Source organism: Serratia sp. BIGb0234 (genome assembly GCF_024809915.1).
Lineage (GTDB): Bacteria > Pseudomonadota > Gammaproteobacteria > Enterobacterales > Enterobacteriaceae > Serratia > Serratia liquefaciens.
Map to the genome: position 1 here is coordinate 674,445 of NZ_JANUEI010000003.1, position 15,098 is coordinate 689,542.

13 protein-coding genes, 3 tRNA genes and 1 pseudogene are annotated in these 15,098 nt (G+C 55.3%); 8 read left to right on the plus strand and 9 right to left on the minus strand.

What is annotated here, in order from left to right:
• Nucleotides 1-30: 30 nt before the first annotated feature.
• Nucleotides 31-1,356 (minus strand): amino-acid N-acetyltransferase, encoded by a 1,326-nt coding sequence (gene argA / locus M2407_RS15910; RefSeq protein WP_041414902.1) that lies wholly within the window; start codon nt 1,354-1,356, stop codon nt 31-33.
• Between the two features lie 239 nt (nt 1,357-1,595).
• Between argA and amiC the strand changes: the two genes are divergently transcribed.
• Both amiC and M2407_RS15920 read left to right on the plus strand, forming a co-directional pair.
• The gene (amiC, locus tag M2407_RS15915; RefSeq protein ID WP_122080090.1) at nt 1,596-2,852 is read left to right on the plus strand and encodes an N-acetylmuramoyl-L-alanine amidase AmiC; all 1,257 of its coding nucleotides are present in this window, start codon (nt 1,596-1,598) and stop codon (nt 2,850-2,852) included.
• A gap of 315 nt (nt 2,853-3,167) precedes the next feature.
• Nucleotides 3,168-4,577, plus strand: coding sequence for an MFS transporter (locus tag M2407_RS15920; protein ID WP_128865133.1), 1,410 nt, complete (start codon nt 3,168-3,170; stop codon nt 4,575-4,577).
• A gap of 127 nt (nt 4,578-4,704) precedes the next feature.
• Here M2407_RS15920 and M2407_RS15925 read toward each other — a convergent pair.
• From M2407_RS15925 to M2407_RS15935, 3 genes are all read right to left on the minus strand, one after another.
• Nucleotides 4,705-4,781 (minus strand) — tRNA-Met (locus M2407_RS15925).
• Nucleotides 4,782-4,845: 64 nt separating this feature from the next.
• Nucleotides 4,846-4,922 (minus strand) — tRNA-Met (locus M2407_RS15930).
• 62 nt (nt 4,923-4,984) lie between these two features.
• A tRNA-Met gene (locus tag M2407_RS15935) sits at nt 4,985-5,061 on the minus strand.
• Between the two features lie 213 nt (nt 5,062-5,274).
• Between M2407_RS15935 and mltA the strand changes: the two genes are divergently transcribed.
• On the plus strand, nt 5,275-6,417 hold the full coding sequence (gene mltA / locus M2407_RS15940; protein ID WP_020828385.1) for a murein transglycosylase A: 1,143 nt from the start codon (nt 5,275-5,277) through the stop codon (nt 6,415-6,417).
• A gap of 302 nt (nt 6,418-6,719) precedes the next feature.
• A complete protein-coding gene (tcdA, locus tag M2407_RS15945; protein WP_020828384.1) occupies nt 6,720-7,526 on the plus strand; it encodes a tRNA cyclic N6-threonylcarbamoyladenosine(37) synthase TcdA in 807 nt (268 codons plus the stop codon).
• On the opposite strand, the gene csdE is transcribed toward tcdA, so the two are convergent.
• On the minus strand, nt 7,517-7,951 hold the full coding sequence (gene csdE / locus M2407_RS15950; protein WP_128865131.1) for a cysteine desulfurase sulfur acceptor subunit CsdE: 435 nt from the start codon (nt 7,949-7,951) through the stop codon (nt 7,517-7,519). The two genes, tcdA and csdE, sit on opposite strands and share 10 nt — an antisense overlap.
• Nucleotides 7,952-7,974: 23 nt before the next feature.
• Nucleotides 7,975-9,180 (minus strand): cysteine desulfurase CsdA, encoded by a 1,206-nt coding sequence (gene csdA, locus M2407_RS15955; RefSeq protein ID WP_259218607.1) that lies wholly within the window; start codon nt 9,178-9,180, stop codon nt 7,975-7,977.
• 195 nt (nt 9,181-9,375) lie between these two features.
• On the opposite strand from csdA, the gene M2407_RS15960 reads away from it, so the two are divergent.
• The 4 genes from M2407_RS15960 (at nt 9,376) to rlmM (ending at nt 12,445) form a co-directional block, all read left to right on the plus strand.
• Complete coding sequence (locus M2407_RS15960; protein ID WP_004952250.1) at nt 9,376-9,600, plus strand: YgdI/YgdR family lipoprotein; 225 nt, start codon at nt 9,376-9,378, stop codon at nt 9,598-9,600.
• 383 nt (nt 9,601-9,983) lie between these two features.
• Nucleotides 9,984-10,901, plus strand: a complete 918-nt coding sequence (locus M2407_RS15965; RefSeq protein ID WP_044553150.1) for a transcriptional regulator GcvA — start codon at nt 9,984-9,986, stop codon at nt 10,899-10,901.
• 52 nt (nt 10,902-10,953) lie between these two features.
• Nucleotides 10,954-11,349: a DUF423 domain-containing protein gene (locus M2407_RS15970; protein WP_020828380.1), complete on the plus strand. Its 396-nt coding sequence runs from the start codon at nt 10,954-10,956 to the stop codon at nt 11,347-11,349.
• Nucleotides 11,342-12,445 (plus strand): 23S rRNA (cytidine(2498)-2'-O)-methyltransferase RlmM, encoded by a 1,104-nt coding sequence (gene rlmM, locus M2407_RS15975; RefSeq protein ID WP_020828379.1) that lies wholly within the window; start codon nt 11,342-11,344, stop codon nt 12,443-12,445. Before M2407_RS15970 ends, rlmM begins: the two co-directional genes overlap by 8 nt.
• A gap of 30 nt (nt 12,446-12,475) precedes the next feature.
• Here the strand turns inward: rlmM and xni are convergent, their stop codons facing one another.
• The 3 genes and pseudogenes from xni to queF all read right to left on the minus strand — a co-directional run.
• Nucleotides 12,476-13,231 (minus strand): flap endonuclease Xni, encoded by a 756-nt coding sequence (gene xni, locus M2407_RS15980; protein WP_259218582.1) that lies wholly within the window; start codon nt 13,229-13,231, stop codon nt 12,476-12,478.
• Between the two features lie 169 nt (nt 13,232-13,400).
• Nucleotides 13,401-14,765 carry a nucleotide 5'-monophosphate nucleosidase PpnN gene (gene ppnN / locus M2407_RS15985; protein WP_004952240.1) on the minus strand — a complete coding sequence of 455 codons (1,365 nt, stop codon included), beginning with the start codon at nt 14,763-14,765 and terminating at the stop codon, nt 13,401-13,403.
• Nucleotides 14,766-14,955: 190 nt separating this feature from the next.
• Nucleotides 14,956-15,066, minus strand: a pseudogene (gene queF, locus M2407_RS15990) (NADPH-dependent 7-cyano-7-deazaguanine reductase QueF); the annotation flags it as partial.
• Nucleotides 15,067-15,098: the final 32 nt, after the last annotated feature.

The window sequence follows — 15,098 nt, forward strand, 5'->3', positions numbered from 1 at the left end:
GCGCAGTTCATATGCTGCGCCCGCCACGGATTACAGATCGGCCAGCAGAATTTTGGAACGGCGTTGGTAGTTGTACAGCGCCTGTTTTTGCATTGGCAGCACGTCAACTTCCGCCGGGGTGAACCCGCGCTCCTGGAACCAGTGGATGCTGCGGGTGGTCAGCACGAACAGTTTACGCAGGCCCATCTGGCGCGCCTGACTCTCCACCCGCTGCAGCAACATTTCACCGCGTGATGAGCTGCGGTAATCCGGGTGCACCGCCACGCAGGCCATCTCGCCGATTTTCTCTTCCGGGAACGGATACAGCGCCGCGCAGGCTATGGTCAGGTTATCGCGTTCAATAATGGTGAACTTGTCGATCTCCATTTCCAACTGCTCACGTGAGCGGCGAACCAAAATGCCTTGCTGTTCAAGCGGACGGATCAGTTCGAGGATGCCGCCGATGTCGTTAATCGTGGCCCGGCGCACCTGTTCCGCGCTCTCCATGACGATTTGGGTGCCGATACCATCGCGTGAGAACAACTCCTGCACCAGAGCGCCGTCTTCCTGATAGCTGATCAGGTGGCTGCGGCGTACGCCGCTGCGACAGGCCTTTACCGCGCCGCGCAGGAAGCGCACGGTGCCGGAATGGTAATCACCGCTCTCTTCCAGTTCTTCGATGCGTTTCTGCGCATCGTTGGGAAACAGTTCGGAAATGATATTGCCTTCCTGATCGGTGACCCCTTGAGACGAGCAGAAGCCGATCATCTTCTCGGCTTTCAGCTTGATGGCCAACTGGGTCGCCACTTCCTCTGACGTCAGGTTAAAGCTTTCGCCGGTAACCGAAACGGCAACCGGGCCGATCAGCACAATGGCGTTGCTGTCGAGCTGACGATGAATGGCTTCTTCATCAATACGACGGATGCGGCCGCTGTGGCAGTAATCCACACCGTCATCGATACCCAGCGGTTGGGCAATGATAAAGTTACCGCTAACCACGTTGATATGCGCACCCTGCAGCGGTGTGTTGTTGAGGCTCATTGACAGCCTGGCGGTGATATCCAGTTGCAACAGGCCTGCTGCTTGTTTAACCAGCTCAAGGGTGTGGGCGTCGGTAACGCGCGTATGTTTGTGATAAATCGGTTCGTAATTATGCTGCGCCAAATTAACGTCGATTTGCGGCCGTGCGCCATAGACCACCACCAAACGAATGCCCAGGCTATGCAGCAGCCCGATATCGTTGACGATGTTGGAAAAGTTCTCATGTTCGATGGCTTCCCCGCCAAGCATGACGACAAACGTCTTGCCACGGTGGGCGTTGATATAGGGAACTGAGTGACGGAATCCTTGGACCAGCTCTGTACTACGTTCCTTCACGGCCAAACCTCATCTGCATATTTATACGGTATTTTTGTATTTTTATTCTTTTCTTGGCCTGATGGCAAGTGGGAAATTGTCTCTATTTCTTTGCTAAGGGCGCTGAATCGTTAATAAATTGAAAAACCATAAAAAGATTTTCTGATGACAGCGCCGGAATGATTGGTTAAAGTTTTCGGCATTCCCGTTTACTGGTGTTTTTTTCATCTGTTTTAATCTGTTACCACTGTCGGAGTCGCATGCCAAACTCAAATCACAATCTGGGCCGCCGTCGTTTATTGCAGGGGGTTGCCGCTAGCTGGTTGCTGAGTGTGAGTCGGGTGGGCGTCGCCGCTTCGTCGCACGTCATCGCCGTACGTGTCTGGCCTTCGTCTACCTATACCCGAGTGACGCTCGAATCTAACGTTGAACTGAAATATAAACAGTTTGCGTTGACCAATCCCGATCGCGTGGTGGTGGATATCGAGGGCGTGCAGCTCAACAGCGTGCTTAAGGGCATTGTCGGCCAGGTACGCGACGACGATCCTTACCTGAAACAGGCGCGTGTCGGCCAGTTCGATCAAAACACCGTCAGGCTGGTGCTGGAGCTTAAACGCAGCGTCACGCCCCACATGTTTACATTGGCGCCGGTGCCGGAATACCGCAATCGTCTGGTGATGGATCTGTACCCGAGCAAGGGCGGCAGCGGCGAAGACTATGATCCGCTGTTGGCGTTACTGGAAGATTACAACAAGGGCGATCTTGAGCGCACTTTACCGGCGGAAGCACCGCAGGCCGGTAAAGCAGGGCGCGATCGGCCTATTGTCATCATGCTGGATCCCGGCCACGGCGGCGAGGATCCCGGTGCGATTGGCAAATTCAAAACGCGTGAAAAAGATATCGTACTGCAGATTGCCCGCCGCCTGAGCACCTTAATCAAGCGTGAGCCGAACATGAAGGTGTTTATGACGCGCAATGAAGACGTCTTCATTCCGCTTAAGGTGAGGGTGGCTAAGGCACGCAAGCAGCGCGCCGATCTGTTTGTGTCGATCCATGCGGATGCCTTCACCAACCGTGCCGCGCGCGGTTCGTCGGTATTTGCGCTGTCGACCAAGGGGGCCACCAGCTCGGCGGCCAAGTTCCTGGCGCAGACCCAGAACGAATCGGACCTAATCGGCGGTGTCAGCAAAAGCGGCGATCGCTATTTGGATCACACCATGTTTGATTTGCTACAAACCGCAACCATCAACGACAGCCTGAAATTCGGCAAGGAAGTGCTTAACCGAATGGGCAAAATCAACCGTTTGCATAAGAATCGCGTCGATCAGGCCGGTTTTGCGGTGTTAAAGGCGCCGGATATCCCCTCTATCCTGGTTGAAACGGCATTTATCAGTAACATAGAGGAAGAGCGTAAGTTGCGTACCACCCATTTTCAGCAGCAGGTGGCGGAATCTATTCTGGCGGGAATTAAGGCGTACTTTGCTAACGGCGGGGCAATAGCGCGCGGACAAAGATAAGCTGAGGCGGCAGGAATAAACTGCCGCTGTTCCGATTAAAGGCACTATCCCGACTCAGGCCGGCCATTGGCGCTAACGCCAAATGCTTTGCCAGGATCCTCTCTGTTTAGAAACCCCTGTAACTGCCCATCCCTTTGTGCCATCCGCGCTTGTTGTTCACTCATTGGCGGTGATCGAGAGAAACGCCAGTGACCTTCCATTCATATCCCTCTGCGAATAGCGAGCGAGGTGCCGACTGACCGGAAAGGCTGCGGAGGCTCGTTTGTCGATCCGATCACACTCTAAGATACTGACAAGCCAAATTGGCGTTGAAAATTGACAGAAGATAAAAAATATATTCTATTAAAAAATATATTTTATTCACATAAAAAAGGATATCCCGTGTCAATGTCCGCAAACGAAGGAATGCAGAGCATTCAGGAAATGGTAGACAGCACGGGGACGCGTCGCGGCCAAGTGCTGTTGCTGACTATGTGCGCGCTTTGTCTTCTGTGTGATGGTTTCGATATCCAGGCTATGGGTTATGCCGCACCGGCCATTCGGGATGCCTGGTCGCTGGAAACCGCGGTGCTGGGCCCGGTATTTAGCGCCGGCTTGGCCGGCATTGCCATCGGTGCCTTTGCTCTGGGCTGGCTTGCCGATCGCATCGGACGCAGGCCGTCCATCATTTCTGCCACGCTCATTTTTGGTGTATTCACCCTGTGTTCTGCCTTCGCCCAGAATGTTAACCAACTGATGGCGTTCCGTTTCCTTGCCGGTATAGCCTTAGGCGGCGTGATGCCCAACTGTATTGCATTGGTTGTCGAATACAGCCCCTTACGCCAGCGAGCGACCTATATCACCGCGATAACCTGTTTTTTTGCGATCGGCGGTGGGCTGGGTGGCGTTACCGCGGCTTTGCTGATCCCGCTCGTTGGCTGGCAGGCTATTTTTATTCTCGGGGGGCTTTTGCCGATTATCCTGGCGATTTCTATGTGGGCTTACCTGCCGGAGTCGGCACAATGGATGTTGAGATGCGGAAAGGGAGAAGCGGCAATTCGTTCAACCTTGCGAAAAGTGTTTCCGGAGCAGCAGGCCATGAGCGTCGATCTTTCCAACAGCCACATTGGCATGCAGCGCGCCAAAGCCACGGTGGTTGATCTCTTTCGAGATAACCGTGCTGCGTTCACCTTGCTGCTTTGGCTGGTGAATTTTATGAATCTTATCGATCTCTATTTTTTGGCAAATTGGCTGCCAACCCTGATCAAGGACGCGGGCCTGTCGCTGGAAATCGCCAATTTAGCCACGGGAGCATTACAGTTTGGCGGGGTTTTAGGCACCTTGGCGCTGGGTCGCCTGATTGATAAATTCGGGGCTTACAGCGTGCTTATCACCGGCTTTTCAATTGCGGCCCTTTCAATAGCCGCGATAGGTTTTGAGCCGAAAAATCTGCTGATACTGTTCAGCTCGGTCTTTGTTACAGGCGTTTTCGTCGTCGGCGGCATGCCGGGGGTAAATGCGCTGGCTGCCGGCGGTTACCCGACATTTTTGCGTTCAACCGGTTTAGGTTGGGGGCTGGGTATAGGGCGGGGCGCTTCGATGCTCGGGCCTCTATTGGGGGCTGCACTGATTGCCCGCCATTGGATGGCATCCGATCTGTTGCTGCTTGCGGCGGTGCCGGCGGTGGTATCGGCGTTAGCCATTGGGGGGATGTGGCTGCAAAAACGTGAAAGTCATTATGATTGATCGGGTGTGCTAACCTGATTTCATGGACGTCAGGGAGAGGGCGTTGTTCGCGGGAGTGAAATCGGGATTGGTGGATTTCAGATACAAAAAAACACCCGTTAAGGTGCTTATCTGTGGTCATTAAGATTGGTTGCGGAGGCCGGATTTGAACCGACGACCTTCGGGTTATGAGCCCGACGAGCTACCAGGCTGCTCCACCCCGCGTCCGTCTTAATGCTTGTATTATCGTAAACCAACTTTCATAAGATACCGCTGGTACAGTATCGGTTGGTTGCGGGGGCCGGATTTGAACCGACGACCTTCGGGTTATGAGCCCGACGAGCTACCAGGCTGCTCCACCCCGCGTCCGTATAATACTTTTTTCATCGAATCCAACACTTACTTGATACTGCTCTTGCAGTATCGGTTGGTTGCGGAGGCCGGATTTGAACCGACGACCTTCGGGTTATGAGCCCGACGAGCTACCAGGCTGCTCCACCCCGCGTCCGATGGAAGCGCACTATACTCTCCGTGCATTTTGTTGCAACCCTTTTTGCATTTTATTGAACTAAAACAGCCTTTCTGTCGAATAAGTCCACAACTTGCGTTCTTTTTCATCATTATCCGGCCGAGGGCTTTTTTTATAGGCGGCGATTCCTTTATCTATGGGCGTTTGTTATCGTTCGCCGGTAGATCATATCAGTTGAGAGTGTGCGCGATGAAAGGACGTTGGGGCAAATACCTGCTGGGCGGGTTAATGGTAGCGATACTGGCAGGCTGTTCGTCAAAGCCGACCGATCGGGGACAGCAATATAAGGATGGACGTCTGGATCAGTCGCTGGAGTTGGTGAATCAACCCAACGCGAAAGGTGTACCGGTTAATGCCAAGGATTATTCAGATCAGCTGATGGAGATTAAATACGCTTCTCCTTCACTTTTTAATCGCAACAACACCACCTATCAGGCAGTACAGAACTGGATGGCCTCCGGCGCCGATACGCGCAACCTGAACCAGTACGGCCTCAGCGCTTACCAGATGGAAGGCGTAGACAACTACGGCAACGTTCAGTTTACCGGTTACTACACGCCGGTGGTGCAGGCGCGCTATACCCAACAGGGTGAGTTCCGTTATCCGCTGTACCGCATGCCGCCAAAAGGAAAAGGCCGCCTGCCCGATCGCGCGGGCATTTACTCAGGCGCGTTGGATGACCGTTATATCGTGGCGTACACCAACTCCCTGATGGACAACTTTATGATGGAAGTCCAGGGCAGTGGCTATGTGGATTACGGCAACGGCCAACCGTTGGTGTTCTTCGGCTACGGTGGCAAGAACGGCCATGCTTATCGCAGCATTGGCAAGGTGCTGATCGATCGCGGTGAAGTGGCGAAGGCAGATATGTCGATGCAGGCGATTCGTCAGTGGGCGGATACCCACAGCGCGGCAGAAGTGCGTGAGCTGCTGGAACAAAACCCTTCCTTTGTCTTCTTCCGTCCGGAGGCCTTTGCACCGGTACGGGGTGCCAGTGCGGTGCCGCTGATCGCCAAAGCCTCGGTGGCCTCCGACCGTTCACTGATCCCGGCGGGCACCACGCTGCTGGCGGAGGTACCACTGCTGGACAACAAGGGTAAATTCACGGGAAAATATGAGATGCGTCTAATGGTGGCGCTGGACGTCGGTGGGGCGATCAAAGGCCAGCACTTCGATATGTACCAGGGCATCGGGGCTGACGCCGGTCACTCGGCGGGTTATTACAACCACTATGGCCGCGTTTGGGTGCTCAAAGGCGCCAACGTAAACGCGCCGCTGTTTACCAGCCAGACCAGCTCCGCCTCTGGCGGTTCGCTGTTGGTCACCCGTTAACGGCACCAGGCTTTACCCGATAAATTTCAGGCTGGTCGTCTGACTGTGGCTTGAAAGGCAACGGGTATACCGAAATTGACTCGTAAGGGCCGGATCCTCCGGCCCTCGAGACTGCATACAAACATATAATGTTTGGTGGCAGGCGCTAAAGATTTTGAAAATAATCAGGAAAATCAATTTATTGATTTTCGGCTGATAACACAAAGGGGGAAAAACCACGCTTTTATCCCCCTTTGTCAATAATCTTAAGGGCCGGATCCTCCGGCCCTTATCATTTGCAAAGTTAAGGTAATCAAAGCGTTATGAGCACAGCCTATTCTGAAGCCTATCTGCAGCGTTTTGGCGGCACGGCACGTTTATACGGTCAGCAGGCGTTGGCGCTGTTTGCCCAGGCGCACATTTGCGTGATTGGCATCGGCGGCGTGGGCTCCTGGGCGGCAGAAGCGCTGGCGCGTACCGGCATCGGCGCTATCACCCTGATTGATATGGATGATGTCTGCGTCACCAACACCAACCGTCAAATTCATGCGCTGCGCCAACATGTCGGGCAGTCAAAAACGGAAGTAATGGCGGAGCGCATTCTGGCGATCAACCCTGAATGTCGGGTGACCTGCATCGACGATTTCATTACGGCGGACAACGTTGCCGAGCTGCTCGATAACAATTTCAGCTACGTCATTGACGCGATTGACAGCGTGCGGCCGAAGGCGGCACTGTTGGCTTATTGTCGACGCTACAAGATACCTGTGGTTACCACCGGCGGTGCCGGTGGACAGATAGACCCGACCCAGATTGCGGTGGTCGATCTGGCGAAAACCATACAGGATCCGCTGGCGGCCAAGCTGCGTGAGCGGCTGAAAAATGATTTCAACGTGGTGAAGAACAGCAAGGGCAAGCTGGGCATCGACTGCGTGTTTTCCAGCGAACCCCTGGTTTATCCGCAGCCGGATGGCAGCGTTTGCGCGTCGCGCAGCACCGCAGAAGGGCCAAAACGAATGGATTGCAGTGCGGGATTCGGTGCGGCAACCATGGTTACCGCGACCTTTGGCTTTGTCGCCGTTTCCCACGCGCTGAAAAAGATGGTAGCCAAAGCCGCGCGTCAGGCGTAGCGGGCGCCGATCGTTTTCACTGCGGCAGCCAGCGCTTCCAGTCCACTGGCTCGGGTGGCGCTGAGCTGGGCGCGTAGCGCCAACTGATCAAACAACCCTAAGGGGTCCATCGCCGCGATTTGTTGCGGCGTTTTTCCTTCTACCGCCGTCAGCAGCACCGCCAACAGGCCTCGTACAATGCGACCTTCGCTGTCGCCATAAAAATGCAGCGTCCCGTCCGCCTGCAACTGATGCCCCAGCCAGACCCGGTTTTCACAGCCGCTCAATTCCATTTCCGCTGCACGTAATGCTTCCGGCAACGGGGGCAGCTGCTTTGCCAACATAATCAGTTGGCGATAGCGATCTTCCCACTGTTTCAGCGCGGTAAATTTTTCGATTAGCGCCCCGGCGGTGATTTCACGGCCAAAGGGATGAGGGGCAAGCATAGCGTCTCCGGTGTTCATTCAGTCTAGTCGGCCAGCAGGTCGATGGCGTTGTTCAGGGCTGCGACCAAAGCATCGACATCTTCCTGGGTGTTATAAGGTGCAAAGGAGGCGCGCAGCGTCCCACTGACCCCGAGCGCCGCCATCAGCGGTTGGGCGCAGTGCTGGCCGGCACGTACGGCGATGCCTTGTTCTGCCAGCAGGGTGACGATGTCGCTGTGGTGGATGCCGGCAATATCGAATGCCAGCAGGCTGGAGCCTGAGCAACGGAAGCTGCGAAAGCCCGGTAATCCCCCCAACCTTTGTTCGGCGTTATCGGCCAGGCCACGGCTGTAGCGTTCGGCAGCCAACATATCCTGGTTGGAAAGCCACTCCAGTGCGGCGGCTAACCCCAACACGCCGGCGATGTTGGGCGTGCCTGCTTCAAAGCAGTGAGGAGGCTTTTGCGGCGTGAACCCCTCGAACGATGCCTGGGTCAGCATCTTGCCGCCGCCCTGCCACGGTGCCATTTGCGCCAATAACTCGCTCTTGCCGTACAGCGCCCCTATGCCGGTTGGGCCGTAGAGTTTGTGGCCGGAGAAAGCGTAGAAATCAATATCAAGCCGCTGAACATCGGCAGGGCAGTGCACTATGCCTTGCGCGCCGTCGATCATCACGCGTGCGCCGGCGCGGTGGGCCAAAGTGATGGCATACGCCAGATCCGGGCAGCCGCCGGTGACGTTGGACATTTGCCCCAGTGCCAGCAGACGGGTTTTGGCGTTGAGCAGGCCAGGCAACAATGTCAGGTCCGGCAGGCGATCTGCACCAAGGGGCAGTTTTACCACCCGAGCTCCGGTTTGCTCTGCCACCATCAACCAGGGGATCAGATTGGCGTGATGCTCGGCCTCGCTCACCAGAATTTCGTCACCCGATTGCAGCAGTGGGCGAGCATAGCTCTGCGCTATCAGGTTGATGGCTTCGGTGGTGCCGCGGGTCCAGATAATATCATCGGCTGAAGGGGCGTTGATCAGTGTAGTGACCTGTTGGCGCGCCTGTTCGAAACGGGCAGTCAGGTCCTGTGCGGCCCTATGCTGGCTACGATGCACCGTTGCCGCATCGTCACGATAAAACTGCTGCGTAGCGGCGATGACCGCCAAAGGTTTTAATGCGGTGGCGGCGCTGTCGAGATAAATGCCCGCCTGCTGCAATGCAGGAAACTGATTACGGAAGTCGATGGGATTAAAAGGCGTCATACCCTGATTATCACTGGCTGGAGTCAATCACTGATCCTGTCTTATTTTACGGCTGGAGACAAGCTATCACGACCATTAGGACTTATCGCCTGGCAATCTTGGGAAAGTTTGTTATGCTAATAAGTACGCGCTAAATAATGGCGTTGAATAATAGAAAGGGTTTTTTACAGCATTTAAAACTACAAGGAGTCCACAATGAAGAAGACAGCCGCAGTTATCTCTGCTCTGATGCTTACGTTCACCCTGGCAGCCTGCTCCAGCAATTACGTGATGCACACCAATGATGGGCGCACTATTGTCGCTGACGGCAAGCCAAAAGTGGACAACGACACCGGGATGATCAGCTATAAAGATGCCAACGGTGTTGAGCAGCAGATCAACCGCTCCGACGTGAAAGAAATGGTTGAAAGCAACCAGTAAACGTCAGGCAAAAAAAAGCACCGCAAAGCTTGCGGTGCTGCATAAAATCACTATGGACAGACAGGGTAAATGTACAGGAAGTGAAAAAACAGTAGCTTAGCTACCACGTCTGGATTGCCAGACAATTTGCAAACACAACATCACAACCACAAGCCAAAAGTTCATCGGCGTCCTCGACACCCACTCCCTTTTCGTTCCGGCCCGGGAAGTGCCGCCACTATAGGTATTTGCTGGCGCATGCTCAACGGACAATTTATAATGGCTCGGATTAAAAAAACTAATGGTAGCGCTTTGTTGTTCTGTGCCTTTTGCACCGCACACCACGCCGCCTGATTTTTTATGCCGAATCACTCGGAATATTGTTACACAAAAGTAGCTAATAAATGTCTAAACGCTTACCACCTCTGAATGCACTGCGGGTCTTTGACGCGGCTGCTCGTCATCTGAGTTTTACCAAAGCAGCTGAAGAACTGTTTGTCACCCAGGCCGCGGTGAGCCACCAGATCAAGTCGCTGGAGGACTTCCTCGGCCTGAAGCTGTTTCGGCGCCGCAACCGCTCGCTGTTGCTGACGGAAGAAGGGCAAAGTTATTATCTGGATATCAAGGAAATCTTCTCCTCGATCAATGAGGCAACGCGCAAGTTACAGGCGCGCAGCGCCAAGGGTGCACTGACAGTCAGTTTGCCCCCGAGTTTTGCCATTCAGTGGCTGGTGCCCCGCCTGTCCGGCTTTAACTCAGCTTATCCGGGAATTGACGTGCGTATCCAGGCGGTGGACCGTGAAGAAGACAAGCTGGCGGATGACGTGGACGTGGCGATTTTCTATGGTCGCGGCAACTGGACTGGGTTGCGCGCCGAGCGTTTATACGCGGAATACCTGCTGCCGGTATGCTCTCCCAGCCTGCTTACCGGCGAACATGCGTTAAAAATGACGAGCGATCTGGCTTATCACACGCTACTGCATGATACTTCACGCCGCGATTGGCTGGCCTATACACGCCAGTTGGGGTTGCAGCACATCAATGTACAGCAGGGGCCGATTTTCAGCCACAGCGCCATGGTGGTTCAGGCGGCAGTGCATGGGCAGGGGATTGCCCTGGTCAATAACGTGATGGCACAGACCGAGATCGAAGCCGGGCGATTGGTATGCCCGTTTAACGACGTCCTGGTCAGTAAAAATGCTTTTTATCTGGTATGTCATGACAGTCAGGCAGAACTGGGTAAAATAGCCGCCTTTCGTCAGTGGATCCTGGCGCGGGCAGCCAGCGAGCAAGAAAAGTTCCGCTTTCGCTACGAACAATGAGGCCGGTCGCCGTTTTGTCGCCGCCGGTTTTTTTCAATAAAGGTAAATAACGATGAGCAGTCGTTCAATGCTGATTTTTGCCGCTATCAGCGGTTTTGTATTTGTTGCTCTGGGCGCGTTTGGCGCACACGTATTAAGTGGCACGCTGGGCGCTAACGAGATGGCCTGGATCCGTACCGGGCTGGAATATCAGGGCTTTCATACCCTGACGATCCTGGCACTGGCAGTGGCGATGCAACGCCGTGTCAGCCTGTGGTTTTACTGGAGCGGGGCGTTATTGGCGCTCGGCACCGTACTGTTCAGCGGCAGCCTGTACTGTCTGGCGCTGTCGCACCTGAAGGTCTGGGTCTATATCACGCCGATTGGCGGCGTGTGTTTCCTGGCCGGTTGGGTATTGATGTTGATTGGCGCTTTGCGTCTGAGGAAAAAGGCCGAGCGCCATGAATAAGATTGCGTTGTATTGCCGCCAGGGTTTTGAAAAAGAGTGTGCGGCGGAAATTACCGCCAAGGCTGCCGAGCTGGAAGTGTTTGGCTTCGCCAGAGTGAAGGACAACAGCGGCTACGTGCTTTTTGAGTGCTACCAACCGGACGATGCCGATCGCCTGGCGCGGGAAATTCCGTTCCGCGAGCTGATTTTTGCCCGCCAGATGCTGGTGGTGGGCGAGCTTCTGCGTGATTTGCCGCCGGAAGATCGCGTATCACCGATCGTTGGCATGCTGATTGGCGTGGTCGATCGCGGTGGTGAGCTGCGAGTAGAAGTGCCGGACACCAACGAAAGCAAAGAGTTGATGAAGTTCTGCCGCAAACTGACGGTGCCGTTGCGCGCCGCGATGCGTGAGCAGAAAGTGTTGATGGCCCGTGAGAATGCAACCCGTCCGGTGGTGCACGTGTTCTTTATCGCGCCGGGTTGCTGTTATGTCGGTTACTCCTTCAGCAACAACAACTCACCGTTCTATATGGGCATTCCGCGCCTTAAATTCCCTTCAGACGCGCCAAGCCGTTCTACGCTGAAGCTGGAAGAGGCATTCCACGTGTTTATCCCCGCCGACGAGTGGGACGAGCGTTTGGCCAGCGGTATGCATGCGGTCGATCTGGGGGCCTGTCCGGGCGGTTGGACCTACCAATTGGTGCAACGCAGCATGATGGTGCACGCGGTGGACAATGGCCCGATGGCGCCAAGCCTGATGGATACCGGACAGGTAACCCATCACCGCGCCGACGGGTTCAGATATGAACCTTCCAGCAGCAAGATTTACTGGCTGGTGTGTGACATGGTGGAAAAACCTGCGAAGGTGACCAGCTTGATGATCCAATGGCTGGTGAAAGGCTGGTGTCGCGAGGCGATCTTCAACCTGAAGTTGCCGATGAAAAAACGCTACGAAGAGGTTTCGCAGAACCTGCAGTCGATCAGGGAAGCGCTGGATGCGGCGGGTATCAGCTCGCAAATCCATGCCAAGCAGCTGTACCACGATCGTGAAGAAGTTACCGTGCACGTCCGCCGTATGTGGTCTGCCGTGGCTGGTCGTCGCGACGAGCGTGATTAATTGAGCGGGCGCTTTCTGCAGCGCCCTGGTTTATGCCGGTAACCGCAGTTGCTGCAGGTTACCGGTTAACGTCAGGTCGGTGCGCAAGGTGGCGACCTTTTTACTGATATAAGCCATGTCGCGGTGTTGTTGAAGTTTACCGCGCCATTTCTCCGGCACCTGCTCCAGGGCCTGGTAGAGCCCGTCCAGTGAACCTGCCTGCTGCAACAGCAACACCGCCGTTTTCGGTCCGATGCCGGCTACGCCAGGGATCTTGCTGCTACTGATCCCCGCCAATCCCCAGTAATCCGCCAACTGCTGTGGCGATACCCCAAACTCCTGCTGCACAAACGGCATATCCAGCCAGCGCTTTTGAAAGTAATCGCGGATTTGCACGCTGGGTGCCAACAACTGACAGTAACCTTTGTCGGTGGACACAATAGTGACCTGATGGCCGCCGCCGGCGACTTTGGCCGTCAGCGTTGCCGCCAGATCGTCCGCTTCATTGCCTGGTGAGTGCCAACAGCCAACGCCGAGAGCCTCGAACGCCTGGCGAAGCTGCGGCATTTCCTGCTGCAGATTCTCCGGCATCGGCGAACGTCCAGCCTTATAGTCGGGCAGGATCTGATGACGCCAGCTTTCGCTGCGATCGTCCTCGTCGAATACCGCCACCGCGTGCGTTGGGCGGCTGTGCTGGATCAACTGTTGCACGGCGTGCTGGCAGGCGTTGACACAGGGAGACCCCTGCACGGCGTGAATGCGGCGGATGAGGTTGAGGGCGTCGACAATCAGTAGGTGTATAGGCATTAACTCGTCGTCTTTCAAGCTGCAGCGTTGCTGACTTCACGTACTCCCCCCAAGTAAGCTCTGGGGATGAACACGCTTACCGCCTGGCTGCAACTTGAAATCCATATAGAGTAAAGGCGGAAAAGTCAGGTAAAAAGAAGGGCGGTTATTAAGCCGCCCAGAGGGTTCGTTAAGCGACTATTTCGTAGCAGGGTACATAGGCGCTGCCCGGCAGCTTCATACGGTGTTGAGCAACGAAGCCCTGCAACAGGCTGTCCATCTGTTTCATCATCTGCGGTTCGCCGTGCAGCTTGTACGGGCCGAACTGCTCAATGGCATGAATGCCATTTTCCTTCACGTTGCCGGCGACGATGCCGGAAAACGCGCGGCGTAGCGCAGCGGCCAACTGTTCGGCCGGCTGGTCCGGATACAGGTTGAGATTCGCCATATTTTCATGGCTCGGCTCGAATGGTAATTGCAGATCCGGCGCGATGCGAATAGACCAGTTGAAGCTGTAGGCATCGCCGGTATTGCGGCGGTTTTCTTTCACCAGAGGCATGGCTTTTTTCATCTGCCGCGCCACTTCCGCCGGATCGTCGATGATGATGGTGTAATGGCGGCGCGCTTCGTCCCCCAGCGTGTTCATGATGAACTCATCCAGCACGCGGAAATAATCGGCGCTCTCTTTTGGCCCGGTGAGGATCAGCGGCAAGACCTGCTCGCTGTTTTCCGGGTTCATCAGAATACCCAGCAGATACAGCAGTTCTTCCGCCGTGCCAACGCCGCCCGGGAAGATGATGATACCGTGGGCAATACGGACGAAGGCCTCCAGGCGTTTTTCGATGTCCGGCATGATAACCAGCTCATTGACCAGCGGGTTTGGCGGTTCTGCGGCAATGATTGAAGGTTCGGTCATGCCGATAAAACGGCTGTTGCGGTAGCGCTGCTGGGCGTGGCCCACGGCGGCGCCTTTCATCGGCGCTTCCATGGCACCCGGTCCGCAGCCGGTACAGATATTCAGCTCGCGCAGGCCCAGTTGGCTGCCGACCTTGCGGGCATAAAGGTATTCATTTTCATTGATCGAATGGCCGCCCCAGCACACCACCAGGTTAGGATCCTCATCGAGGTGCAACGCACGGGCGTTACGCAGGATAGAGAACACCAGGTTGGTAATGTGGGCCGAGTTTTCCAGATTCAGATGCTGGAAACGGCCGGCGCTGTCGATCTGCCCGTGAACGAACAGAATATCGCGCAGCACGGCGAACAGGTTGGCCTGCAGCGAGCGGATAATTCGACCGTCGACAAAGGCGTCTTCCGGTGGGTTAACCAGTTCGAGTTTCACACCGCGCTCACGGCGCAGCACGTTGATATCAAAGGTTTCGTAGCGTGACAGCAGCTGTTTGCTGTTGTCGGTCTGGCTGCCGGAGTTCAAAACGGCCAGCGAACAGTTGCGGAACAAACGGTATAGATCACTGCTGGCGGTACGCTTCAGCATGTCTACTTCCAGCTGCGACAGCAAATCCATAGAGCCAAGCGGGCTGATGTGTGTAATCAAGGTAACTCCTTTGCACCCGGAACGGGGCAGTAGTAATCCATACGCAGCAAAACAGCATCTCGTTATTGTCAGGGCACGGCGGCAAAACCCGACCGGAATGCCCGGCGCACCTGATTTAACCTTACCGCCGTCCCCCGATTTTTACCAACACAAACCACTCGTTAGCTCAGTTGTTGAGCAATGTTTCGCACTATTGGCGTGTCGGACGACCTCGAAACGGGACAAAGTCCGTTTTGCTGCGCCAGGGATTGATGTCCTGCCCGCCGCGACGGGGGCAACGTGCGTAGATTGTCAGGCTTTGCCCAGCGTCAGTTCCGACAGGGAAGGGGCTTG